A 12,267-nucleotide genomic window follows, 5' to 3' on the forward strand; every position below is an offset into this window, starting at 1 on the left:
CCCGACAACACTGCAATCAATCTCAAAAGACATCAAATATCGCCCTCCCAATATTCCGCCACTCAGCCCAATCCTGCATTACAACCGGTGCAAGCGTGCCTCCCACTTGTAAAGCACATCCGGCTCCTTTTCCTCATTGCCTGCCCCATCCGACTCGTCAACCACGAAGAAGCCGTGCTTCTCGTAAAAGCGGCGCGCCGGCTCATTTCTCTGGAACGTCCAGAGCGAGAGCTGCGGATAGGCCGACTTGGCGATATCGAGAAGCCGGCTGCCGATGCCGCGCCCTTGCGCCTCAGGCAACACGTAGAGTTGGTCGATCCAATCCTCGAGAAAGGCGATGACGCCGACGAGACGACCGCCCTCTTCCGCACCCCAGATTTGGCAATCTTTGAAAACGACGGCACTCCAGAAGCCAACATCTTCTTCGGGCGTATGAAGCCCGGCAAGCGTCGGCAGCCTTTCGTTGAAGGAAGCGCGGTGAACGGCGGCAGCCGCCGGCATATCCGCGAGATTGAGTTTACGCAACGAGACCTTGTCTTTCATGATCAAGCCTTGAGCCCAAAGCCCTGCATCAGCCGGCGCGTGGGGAAATCCGGTGCCCCGGAGGTAAACACCGCAAAGTCGAGATTATCGGGATGGACGGCATCGGCCACCTGCGGCACCAGGCTGCGTGCGCGCCTTGCGATCGCTTCGGCAGGATCGAGCCAATCGACCGGCCAGGGCGCAAGGCGACGGAAAATATTCGCCATGAAAGGGTAATGCGTGCAGGCAAGCACCACGATATCGGTCTTGCGGCCATCCATCTCGACGAAGCACTGATCGATCTCGGTCATGACGGCCTCGTCTGTAATTGCATCACCGCGAATATAGCTCTCCGCCAGACGTGCCAGATTTTCCGATCCGACAAGCCGGACATGACATTGCGTGGCGAAAGACTGGATCAGGTCGCGTGTATAGGCGCGCTTCACAGTGCCTGGTGTCGCCAGCACCGAAACGAGGCCTGAACGTGTGCGCTCCGCAGCTGGCTTGATCGCTGGCACGGTACCGACGAAGGTCATCTGCGGAAAGGCGGCACGAAGAGCGGCTCCGGCCAGCGTGAACGCCGTGTTGCAGGCGATGATGCAGACTTCCGGATCATATTGCACGAGCAGCTGTGCGAAGAGATCGACGATGCGCTCCTTCAGCGCCGCTTCTTCCCAACTGCCATAGGGAAATGCGGCATCGTCGGCGATATAGATGAAACCCCGCTCCGGCATCAGCACGCGTGCTTCGCGCAACACCGTCAAACCGCCGATCCCTGAATCGAAAACGAGTATTGGTTTCAGCTCATTCGCCGCTGCTGTCATCGCTTGGAGCTTCCTTCGGTGCTTTCGAGGATCGGGGATGCGAGCCACTGCCGCGCGGGGACTTCCGCGAGAAGCGGTCGAGAGACGAGATCACCCCGCGCAAGACGCTGATTTCCTGTTCCGTGAAGGCCCGGCGCGAGAGGACGGCGCGGAGATTGTCCACCATTTTCGGCTTTTTCCCGGCAGGATGGAAATAATTGCGCGCATCCAGCGCTTCTTCGAGCTGGTCGAACAGACCGAAAAGCTGCTCCTTCGTCGAAGGCCGCTGCTCGATAGCCTGGAAAGGCACATCGCCGAGATCCTCCATGCCCGATTTCATCCATTCATAGGACATCAACAGCACGGCCTGCGCGATGTTCAAAGAAGCGAAGGCGGGATTGACGGGAAAGGTCACGATCTCGTCGGCCAGCGCCACTTCCTCGTTCGTCAGGCCCCAGCGCTCCCTGCCGAAGAGAATGCCCGTACCCTCGCCCGCCTTGAATTTGGTACGGAGCGTTTCGGCGGCAATGACAGGCGAACGCACCGGCTTGTATCCGTCCCGCTCCCGCGCGGTTGTCGCATAGACGAAATTGAGATCAGCGATCGCCTGCTCCAGCGTCTCATAGACCTTTGTCGCCTCGATAATATGATCCGCCTTGGAGGCCGTCGCCTGTGCCCTCTCGTTCGGCCACCCGTCGCGAGGATTGACGAGGCGCAACTCGGCAAGGCCGAAATTCGCCATTGCGCGCGCCACCATACCGATATTTTCGCCCATCTGCGGCTCGACCAGAATGATGGCCGGCCCTTCGGCCAGAAGTTGACGCTCGCTGTTCGTGCCTGCCATGATGCCTAAATCTCCGCGCGCGAAACCAATCGCGCTAATTTGAGCATGATGCCGAAAAGTGTCAGCGGTTTTCGGGCGACATCATGCTCAATGTCCTGATTCCGGTGTCGCAATAGCGAGACGCCAGCCGATCGGCAAGTTTTTTGCGCTTGAATGGCAGAACGAATCCCGCCTGATTATTCCGGATTGACGGGCTTCTTCTGATCCGACGGCTGCTGCGTCTGGTCTGCCGGCTGTTGCTGCTGCTGTTTGACAAGATCCACCATCACGCTCTTGAGCGAGCTCGGATTGCCGTTGTCGTCGTTGGTGACGATATCGTCTACCACGGGCCTGCCACCCTCTTCGATGACCTCGAAACGAACCGTGGTCACCTTCTGATAATCGGCGTCGGAACCCATGCAGGTCGATTTCTTGAAGGTCGCCAGCACCTCAGTCACATTGTTCTTCGACGGCTGCGCAGCAATCTTCACGTCCTCCAGCGGGCACGCATCCTGCGCATTGACGATGACATCGTAGTCGAATGGCGAGATACCATCCTCGTCGGCGGCGGGAAATTGCGCCGCCGCCTGGTATTTCGCTCCAAAATCCTTGCTATAGATATCCTTGAGCTTGTCCTCGCCAAAAATATCCTGCCAATCGCTGTCGCCGCCCGCCCAGTTGGAGACGATCGCGTCCATGATGGCCTTGACCGGCGTCGTCGCATCGGCCGCGAGCGCCGTATGCGCGCCAAGCGAGAACTGAAAAAGCGTGAAGGCAAGTGCGGAGGCGGCAAATTTCTGCATGATTTGATTCCGTGGCAGCAGGCAAAACATGCGCGACATTAGACCCATGGATCGCTTTGGCAATGGCCGGACTGCAAAAAGCGGGTGATGTCACGAATGATCAAAAACGCGATGCCGAAGGCTCTATCGGCTTTGCGTTCCGCACTTGCGGTGCTATAGCCCTCGGGACTTCATATTACCCACAGGACCATCCGGTCCCATCAGCTTAAACGAGGCAGAAGCATGAAGAAGATCAAGGTCGCAAATCCCGTTGCCGATCTCGATGGCGACGAAATGACTCGCATCATCTGGCAGCTCATCAAAGAAAAACTGATCTTCCCCTACCTCGACATCGATATCGATTATTATGACCTCTCGGTCGAAAACCGCGACGCCACCAACGACCAGGTGACCGTTGACGCCGCCAACGCCATCAAGAAGTATGGCGTCGGCATCAAGTGCGCCACGATCACGCCGGACGAAGCCCGCGTGAAGGAATTCAATCTCAAGGAAATGTGGAAGAGCCCGAACGGCACGATCCGCAACATTCTCGGCGGCGTCATCTTCCGCGAGCCGATCATCTGCAAGAACGTTCCGCGCCTGGTTCCGGGCTGGACGCAGCCGATCGTCGTCGGCCGTCACGCTTTCGGCGACCAGTATCGCGCCACCGACTTCAAGTTCCCCGGCAAGGGCAAGCTGACCATCAAGTTCGTCGGCGAAGACGGCACGGTCATCGAGAAGGAAGTCTTCAACGCTCCCGGCGCCGGCGTTGCCATGGCCATGTACAACCTCGACGAGTCGATCCGCGAATTCGCCCGCGCCTCGATGATGTACGGCCTGATGCGCAAGTGGCCGGTCTACCTCTCGACCAAGAATACCATCCTCAAGGCCTATGACGGCCGCTTCAAGGACATCTTCGAAGAAGTCTACCAGAACGAGTTCAAGGCTCAGTTCGACGAAGCCGGCATCACCTACGAACACCGCCTGATCGACGACATGGTTGCCTCCGCTCTGAAGTGGTCCGGCGGCTACGTCTGGGCCTGCAAGAACTATGACGGCGACGTCCAGTCCGACACCGTTGCCCAGGGCTTCGGTTCGCTCGGCCTGATGACCTCGGTCCTGCTGACGCCCGATGGCAAGACGGTCGAAGCCGAAGCCGCACACGGCACGGTGACACGTCACTACCGCCAGCATCAGAAGGGCCAGGAAACCTCGACGAACTCGATCGCCTCGATCTTCGCCTGGACCCGCGGCCTCGCTCATCGCGCCAAGCTCGACGACAATGCCGAACTCGCGAAATTCGCTTCCACGCTCGAAAAGGTTTGCGTCGACACGGTTGAAGCCGGCTACATGACCAAGGACCTGGCACTGCTGATCGGTCCCGACCAGCCTTGGCTTTCGACCACCGCTTTCCTCGACAAGATCGACGAGAACCTCAAGAAGGCCATGGCTGCCTAAGCCTCACCGACAAAGCAGATACGGGAACCCGGCCCAACGCCGGGTTTTCTTTTGCCCTGAACCTTGCCGCCCGGGCGAACCGGTGACAAAAATGCTTGCAGCAAAAGGGAGAGGCAGATGGCCGAAGAACTCGTTTTCTATACCAACCCGATGTCACGCGGACGCATCGCCCGCTGGATGCTCGAGGAGATCGGCCAGCCCTATCGCACCGAATATCTCGACTTTGGCACGACGATGAAGGCCCCTGAGTATCTGGCCGTAAATCCCATGGGAAAGGTTCCCGCCATCAAGCATGGCGATACGGTCGTCACCGAGGGTGCGGCCATCTGTGCCTATCTGGCGGAAACCTTCCCGCAGGCAGGTCTTGCCCCGACGGCAGCCGAGCGCGGCCGCTACTTCCGCTGGATGTTCTTTGCCGCCGGCCCGATGGAGATGGCGGTGACCAACCGCGCCCTCGGCTTTGAAATCCCTGCGGAACGCCTGCGCATGGCCGGCTGCGGCAGTCTGGACCATGTTTTCGATACATTGGAACAGGCGGTCACAGCCTCGCCCTTCATAGCCGGCGACCGCTTTACGGCCGCCGACGTCTATGTCGGTTCGCATGTCGGCTGGGGTCTCAATTTCGGCACCATTGAGAAGCGCCAAGCCTTCATCGATTATTGGGCCAGGGTCAGCGATCGCGACGCCTACCGCCGAGGCAACGATATCGACAATGCTGCTATGCCGAAGCCGGCCAATGCCTGACAATACAAGGCATTAAGAGGAAATCCTCGATCGAAGTCATATGCCGCTATTGTAGCGGCATATAGATATCGGTCAGAAGCTCCGTCGGCGGCACGTCGCGCGGATTGTTGATATATTCTTCAAACATGACGGTATCGCGCAGCTGTCGCCCGGAGGCCGGCAGCCATTGTGCATAGAGCCACTGATATGCCCTATGCATGTTTGCGTAAGGCCCTTTGTGGCGCAGCACGGCATATTCGCCACCATCGAGAGAGCGGCGCTCCAGCGGCGCCTCGACTGTTACGCTTTCACCGGCGGTGACACAGGCGTACGACCGCAGCTTCTCTGCCTCCACGGCATCGGGATCATCGAGATAGATGCCGACCATGCGCATGTCAGGCGCGGCAAGGCCGCGAGCAAAGATGGTGCCGAAGAGTGTTTCGAATGCCTGACCGATCTGCATATAGGAGCCGCGATGGGCGACACCGATCAGTGACATCCGGGAAATCGTGCGAAGCGTAACGTCGAACATAACCGTGATCCTTCCTTGGGTACTGGGTTCGAAGATCGTATGGCTTCCCTCATTCCGATATCGCGCCGGCGGCATGCCGTAGACGGATCTGAAGATGCGGTTGAACGATTGGAGGTTGGGATAGCCCGACCGCTTTGCAATGTCGCTGACGGATAGACGGGTGTTGACGAGATCGCCGGCGGCGCGATGCAGCCTCAGCCGCTTGACGGTCGCTGCTGCCGTCTCGCCATAGATCGCCCGATAGATCCTGTGCCAGTGATAGCTGGACATGCAGGCGATCTCGGCGAGTTTTTCCATATCGAGCTCATCATCCAGATGCTCATGGATGTAGGCCGAAACCCGCCGCAGCCGGGTCTCGTAAAGCGTCCACGCCGTGCCGCCACTCATATCAAACCTCTTGCAAATTCGATCGGTCCGACAAGAGCATAACCCGATTTGACAAATCCTGCGGAGTTGTCCGGACAAAGAAAAATGGCGGACACCGAAGCATCCGCCATTCTTGTTTATCCATCGGAGATTAGCGTCTTAGCCGGCAAGCGCCGCCGCAATCGCCTCAACGGCTTCATCAGCTTTGGCGCCATCTGGGCCGCCGGCCTGCGCCATGTCGGGACGGCCGCCGCCGCCCTTGCCGCCGAGCGCAGCCGAAGCGACGCGTACGAGGTCGACGGCGCTGAAGCGGCCGACTAGATCTTCAGTGACAGCGACGACGGCGCTTGCCTTGCCATCATCCGAAACGCCGATCAGCGCAACGATGCCAGAACCGAGACCTGCCTTGGCTTCATCCGCCAGGCCCTTGAGATCCTTGGGGTCGACACCGGAAACCGGCTTGCCCAGGAACTTGACACCGTTGACGTCCCGTACCGCATCGGCCGAACCGCCCTGGCCGCCGCCCATGGCAAGCTTGCGCTTGGCGTCAGCCAGTTCGCGTTCCAGCTTGCGGCGCTCGTCCATCAAGGCTTCGACGCGCGAGACGACGTCGGCCGGCTGGACCTTCAGCGCCGAGGCGAGGCTCTTCACGCGATCGTCCTGTTCGGCGAGATAATCGCGCGCGGATTCACCGGTGACGGCTTCAATGCGGCGTACGCCGGCACCAACTGCGCTTTCGCCGAGAATACGCACGAGACCGATCTGGCCGGTGGCCGAGACATGCGTACCGCCGCAAAGCTCGACCGAGTAGGGCTTGCCGGCCTTGGCCCCACGCACGCCCTGCCCCATCGATACGACGCGCACCTCGTCGCCATACTTCTCGCCGAACAATGCCATCGCACCTTCCGCGATCGCATCGTCGACGCTCATCAGGCGGGTCGTAACCGGCGAGTTCTGCAGAACGATCTCGTTGGCCATATCCTCGACGACCTTCAACTCCTCAGCCGACATCGGCTTGGGATGCGAAACGTCGAAACGCAGACGCTCTGGCGCGACCAGCGAGCCCTTCTGCGCCACGTGGGTGCCGAGCACTTCGCGAAGTGCTTCGTGCAGCAAATGGGTGGCGGAGTGATTGGCGCGCAGGCGCGAGCGCCTGTTATGATCGACCGTCAGGACGACGGCATCGCCGACCTTGATCTTGCCTTCCGACACTTCCGAACTGTGAACGAAAAGGCCCTCGCCCTTCTTCTGGGTGTCGTTGACGGCGAGCTTGCCGTGGTCGCTGGAGATCACGCCGGTATCGCCCATCTGACCACCGGATTCGCCGTAGAAAGGCGTCTGATTGACGACGATCTGCACCTTGTCGCCGGCCGAGGCGCTATCGACTGCAACACCGCCCTTGACGATCGCCTGGATCACGCCTTCAGCAGATTCCGTATCGTAACCCAGGAATTCAGTGGCACCGTTCTTTTCCTTGAGCTCGAACCAGATGGTCTCGGTCGCCTTGTCGCCGGAACCGGTCCAATGCGAGCGCGCTTCAGCCTTCTGGCGCTCCATCGCATCCGTGAAGCTGGAAATATCGACGCCGATGCCGCGGGCGCGCAGCGCGTCCTGCGTCAGGTCGAGCGGGAAACCATAGGTGTCGTAGAGCTTGAAGGCAGTTTCGCCGTCCAAGCTGTCGCCCTTATGCAGGTCCGAAGTGGCATCGTTGAGCAGCGACAGGCCACGTTCCAGCGTCTTGCGGAAACGGGTTTCTTCGAGCTTCAGCGTCTCGGAGGTGAGCGCCTCGGCGCGAACCAGCTCGGGATAGGCGCGGCCCATCTGCTGGATCAGCGCCGGCAGCAGCTTCCACATCAGCGGTTCCTTGGCGCCGAGCAGCTGCGCGTGGCGCATGGCGCGGCGCATGATACGGCGAAGCACGTAGCCGCGGCCTTCGTTCGACGGCAGCACGCCATCGGCAATCAGGAAGGCGGAGGAACGCAGATGATCGGCGATGACGCGATGGCTGGCGCGATGCTCGCCCTCAGCCTTGACGCCCGTTGCCTCTTCCGAGGCTTCGATCAGCGCGCGGAACAGGTCGATGTCGTAATTGTCATGCTTACCCTGCAGCACGGCGGCAACGCGCTCGAGACCCATGCCGGTGTCGATCGACGGGCGTGGCAAGTCGACGCGCTGCTCCTTGGTGATCTGCTCGAACTGCATGAAGACGAGGTTCCAGATCTCGATGAAGCGGTCGCCGTCTTCTTCCGGAGAGCCAGGAGGGCCGCCCCAGATATGATCGCCATGATCGTAAAAGATTTCCGAACAGGGACCGCAAGGACCGGTATCGCCCATTGCCCAGAAATTGTCGCTGGTGGCGATGCGGATGATCCGGTCGTCGGAAAGGCCGGCGATCTTCTTCCACAGGTTAAAGGCGTCGTCATCGGTATGATAGACTGTGACCAGCAAGCGCTTGGCATCGAGGCCGAATTCCTTGGTGATCAGGTTCCAGGCAAGCTCGATGGCGCGCTCCTTGAAATAGTCGCCGAAGGAGAAGTTGCCGAGCATCTCGAAGAAGGTGTGGTGGCGCGCGGTATAGCCGACATTATCGAGGTCGTTGTGCTTGCCGCCGGCGCGAACGCATTTCTGCGCTGTCGAAGCCGTCGTATAGGGACGCTGCTCCAGACCGGTGAACACGTTCTTGAACTGCACCATGCCGGCATTGGTAAACATCAATGTCGGATCGTTGCGCGGCACCAGCGGGCTCGACGGCACGATCTCGTGGCCGTTTTTCTTAAAATAGTCGAGGAAGGTCGACCGGATTTCATTCACACCGCTCATATGGGGCCCTTCAGTCCTGCGCTCAGCAACTTGCATCAAAGTCAGTGGCTTTTATCGTCCGCTCCGGGCGCTGTCCAGCCGCACGAACAAAACCGGCCGCACATCCCTTGGACAATGCGGCCGGTTCCAATTCTTAATCTCGGTCTCAGGTCGGGAACTTCTCCCGAAAATCCTTATTCCCCGGAGGCGTCGCCATCATCGGCATCGGGACCGCCATTCTGCAGGAAGCGGTCGGCGATGAGACCGGCATTCTGGCGGAGCGACAACTCGATTTCACGGGCGAGATCCGGGTTGTCGCGCAGGAAGAGTTTCGCGTTTTCACGGCCCTGGCCGAGGCGCTGGCTATTATAGGAGAACCAGGCGCCGGACTTTTCGACGATGCCGGCCTTGACGCCGAGATCGACCAGTTCGCCGGTCTTGGAAACGCCTTCGCCATACATGATGTCGAACTCGACCTGCTTGAAGGGGGGCGCCATCTTGTTCTTGACGACCTTGACTCGGGTCTGGTTGCCGATCACCTCTTCGCGCTCCTTGACGGCGCCGATGCGGCGGATATCGAGGCGAACCGAGGCGTAGAACTTCAGCGCGTTACCACCCGTCGTCGTTTCCGGCGAGCCGAACATGACGCCGATCTTCATACGGATCTGGTTGATGAAGATCACCATGCAGTTGGACTTGGAGATCGAAGCCGTGAGCTTGCGCAGCGCCTGGCTCATCAGACGGGCCTGCAGGCCCGGCAGACTGTCGCCCATCTCGCCTTCGATTTCGGCGCGCGGCGTCAGGGCCGCAACGGAGTCGACGACGAGAACGTCGATGGCACCGGAGCGCACCAGCGTATCGGTGATTTCGAGCGCCTGTTCGCCGGTATCGGGCTGCGAGATCAGCAGATTCTGCAGGTCGACGCCGAGCTTGCGGGCATAGACCGGATCGAGCGCATGTTCCGCGTCCACAAAGGCGCAAATGCCGCCCTTCTTCTGGGCCTCTGCGATGGTCTGCAGCGCCAGCGTCGTCTTACCCGAGCTTTCCGGCCCGTAGATTTCGATGATGCGCCCCTTCGGCAAGCCGCCAATGCCGAGAGCGATATCGAGGCTCAGAGAGCCGGTGGAAACCGTTTCGATTTCGACCACGTTCTCGTTAGAACCGAGCTTCATGATCGAGCCCTTGCCGAACGACCGCTCAATTTGAGAGAGTGCCGCTTCAAGTGCCTTGCTTTTATCCACCGATTTGTCCTCTACAAGCCGCAAAGAATTCTGAGACATTCGATCCACCTTTAGGTTATTGAAGCCGCTCTAGCAATGTCGCCGCCGATGAGAATTGTGTACTCGATTTGTTCTCATATCGCAAGAGCACAACAAGCGATTGAAAGAAAAAGGTAAAATGAATTTCGTTCTATTTTTGTTTTCTTCTTTCTTCCCAGGCACTTACATGCCAGGAACAGTGAATTGCGAGATGTTTGCGGCTCGCTCGATTCGCCTTTTCGACTGCTGAGGATAACCCTATGGCGAAAAAGATTCTCGTTCTCGGCGGTGCCCATATCGACCGGCGCGGCCGCATTTTCGGCGAGACGGCACCCGGCGCCAGCAATCCCGGCGCATGGTTCGAGGAGCCCGGCGGCGGCGGCTTCAATGCGGCTCGAAACCTCGCTCGCCTCGGCTTCGACGTAAAGCTGATCTCGCCGCGCGGCGGCGATCCCTCCGGCGAAATGGTGGCGGAAGCCGCAAGCCATGCCGGCATCGATGACAAGCCCTTCGTCTTCCTCGATCGCAAGACGCCTAGCTATACGGCGATCCTTGAGAATGATGGCAATCTCGTCATCGCGCTTGCCGACATGGAGCTCTACAAGCTCTTCGTGCCAAGACGCCTGGCGATTCGCGCCGTTCGAGACGCCTTCGAAGAAACCGACCTCATTCTCTGCGATGCCAATCTGCCAGCCGAAACCTTAGGCGCAATTGCGGCAAGGGCCGTCTTTTGCGGCAAGCCGGTCGCTGCTATCGCCATCTCGCCGGCCAAAGTCGTGCGGCTGAAACCGAGCCTTGCCGGCATCGATCACCTGTTCCTCAACGAGGCCGAAGCCGCGGCGCTGACCGAAATCCGTCCGGAGGATCCGCGCGAATGGGTAAATACTTTGCGTGCGCTCGGCCTGCGCAATGGCGTGGTCACCCGCGGGAAACGCCCCCTGATCGCATTCTCGCGTGATGCCATCGTCAGCCTGCAGCCGCCCATTGTCGAGGATGTTGCCGATGTCACGGGAGCGGGAGATTCGCTGGCGTCAGGCGTTCTTTCGGCATTGCTGGCCGGCCACGATCTCGCAGAAGCCGTCCGTCATGGGGCAGCGGCGGCAGCAATCACCGTCCAGTCCCCCTATGCGACGGCAGAAAATCTCTCTCCCGAGCTGCTAAAGGCGGCTTTGGCCCTTGTTCCAGAGGCCGAAATTCTGTCATGAAGCCTGCTCAAGACGCGTATACTGTTTCAGTGAATTGGAAACGACAATGACCCAGCCTATCTCGCCCCTGCTTCCGATCTCCTATTCGAAGGAAGTCGCTGCCGCCAAGCTGCGCGGTGCACCGATCGTCGCCCTGGAATCGACGATCATCACCCACGGCATGCCCTATCCGGGCAATATCGAGATGGCCCGCAGCGTTGAGGCGATCATCCGGCAGGAAGGCGCTGTGCCGGCGACTATCGCCGTCATTCACGGCACGCTGCATATCGGCCTTGAGCCGGAAGAGCTGGAAGCCCTCGCTAAGACGGAAGGTGCGATGAAGGTTTCGCGCGCCGACATCGCCTTTGCGATCGCCGAGCGCCGCACGGGCGCGACCACGGTCGCCGCCACGATGATCGCCGCCGCCCGCGCCGGCATCAAGGTTTTCGCCACCGGCGGTATCGGCGGCGTGCATCGCGGTGCCGAAGAGAGCTTCGATATTTCGGCCGATCTTGAAGAGCTTTCCCGCACCGGCGTCATCGTCGTTTGCGCCGGCGCCAAGGCGATCCTCGATATTCCGAAAACGCTCGAAGTGCTGGAAACCCGCGGTGTTCCGGTCGTCACCTACGACAGCACGGAATTCCCGGCCTTCTGGTCGCGCTCATCCGGGCTCACGAGCCCTTTGACGCTGAACAGCCCCGCTGCGATCGCCAACTTCCAGACGACACGCGAACAGCTCGGTATCGATGGCGGCATGCTGATCGCCAATCCGGTTCCGGAAGCCGACGAGATCCCGCGTGAGGAGATGGAAATCTACATCGAGCGCGCCCTCGACAGCGCGGAACGGGACGAGATCAGCGGCAAGGCGGTTACGCCCTATCTGCTGAGCACGATCTTCGACATTACCGAAGGCCGCAGCCTCAAGACCAACATCGCGCTTGTCGAAAACAATGCGCGCCTGGCCGCCGAGATCGCCGTCGCGCTCGCGGAATAATCAGACAGCAGCTACGAGAGCG

General features: G+C 59.9%; 11 protein-coding genes. 4 read left to right on the top strand and 7 right to left on the bottom strand.

Translation table 11 applies throughout. The features are described 5' to 3' along the window. Positions 1-78: 78 nt before the first annotated feature. The 4 genes from JJQ51_RS23205 to JJQ51_RS23220 form a co-directional block, all read right to left on the bottom strand. Positions 79-543, bottom strand: a complete 465-nt coding sequence (locus JJQ51_RS23205) for a GNAT family N-acetyltransferase (RefSeq protein WP_113355503.1) — start codon at positions 541-543, stop codon at positions 79-81. Positions 544-545: 2 nt separating this feature from the next. Continuing rightward, complete coding sequence (gene murI, locus JJQ51_RS23210) at positions 546-1,346, bottom strand: glutamate racemase (RefSeq protein ID WP_113355500.1); 801 nt, start codon at positions 1,344-1,346, stop codon at positions 546-548. Next, on the bottom strand, positions 1,327-2,169 hold the full coding sequence (locus JJQ51_RS23215) for an RNA methyltransferase (protein ID WP_113332597.1): 843 nt from the start codon (positions 2,167-2,169) through the stop codon (positions 1,327-1,329). The genes murI and JJQ51_RS23215 overlap by 20 nt, the downstream gene beginning before the upstream one ends. A 176-nt stretch (positions 2,170-2,345) precedes the next feature. Beyond that, complete coding sequence (locus JJQ51_RS23220) at positions 2,346-2,951, bottom strand: hypothetical protein (RefSeq protein WP_113355497.1); 606 nt, start codon at positions 2,949-2,951, stop codon at positions 2,346-2,348. A 222-nt stretch (positions 2,952-3,173) separates the two neighbouring features. Between JJQ51_RS23220 and JJQ51_RS23225 the strand changes: the two genes are divergently transcribed. Then, positions 3,174-4,388, top strand: a complete 1,215-nt coding sequence (locus tag JJQ51_RS23225) for an NADP-dependent isocitrate dehydrogenase (protein WP_004108975.1) — start codon at positions 3,174-3,176, stop codon at positions 4,386-4,388. A 117-nt stretch (positions 4,389-4,505) separates the two neighbouring features. After that, entirely contained in the window at positions 4,506-5,132 is a 627-nt protein-coding gene (locus tag JJQ51_RS23230; protein WP_113355495.1) for a glutathione S-transferase family protein, read from the top strand. A gap of 46 nt (positions 5,133-5,178) precedes the next feature. Here the strand turns inward: JJQ51_RS23230 and JJQ51_RS23235 are convergent, their stop codons facing one another. From JJQ51_RS23235 to recA, 3 genes are all read right to left on the bottom strand, one after another. After that, the gene (locus tag JJQ51_RS23235) at positions 5,179-6,030 is read right to left on the bottom strand and encodes an AraC family transcriptional regulator (RefSeq protein WP_113332600.1); all 852 of its coding nucleotides are present in this window, start codon (positions 6,028-6,030) and stop codon (positions 5,179-5,181) included. A gap of 138 nt (positions 6,031-6,168) precedes the next feature. After that, entirely contained in the window at positions 6,169-8,829 is a 2,661-nt protein-coding gene (gene alaS / locus JJQ51_RS23240; protein ID WP_269245366.1) for an alanine--tRNA ligase, read from the bottom strand. Positions 8,830-9,002: 173 nt separating this feature from the next. Continuing rightward, a complete protein-coding gene (gene recA, locus JJQ51_RS23245) occupies positions 9,003-10,088 on the bottom strand; it encodes a recombinase RecA (RefSeq protein WP_095435028.1) in 1,086 nt (361 codons plus the stop codon). Between the two features lie 239 nt (positions 10,089-10,327). On the opposite strand from recA, the gene JJQ51_RS23250 reads away from it, so the two are divergent. Continuing rightward, entirely contained in the window at positions 10,328-11,272 is a 945-nt protein-coding gene (locus tag JJQ51_RS23250; protein WP_269245367.1) for a carbohydrate kinase family protein, read from the top strand. 46 nt (positions 11,273-11,318) lie between these two features. Then, positions 11,319-12,245, top strand: a complete 927-nt coding sequence (locus tag JJQ51_RS23255; protein WP_095435030.1) for a pseudouridine-5'-phosphate glycosidase — start codon at positions 11,319-11,321, stop codon at positions 12,243-12,245. Positions 12,246-12,267 lie beyond the last annotated feature (22 nt).

This window comes from Rhizobium sp. AG207R, from assembly GCF_027109195.1.
GTDB classification, from domain to species: Bacteria; Pseudomonadota; Alphaproteobacteria; order Rhizobiales; family Rhizobiaceae; genus Rhizobium; species Rhizobium dioscoreae.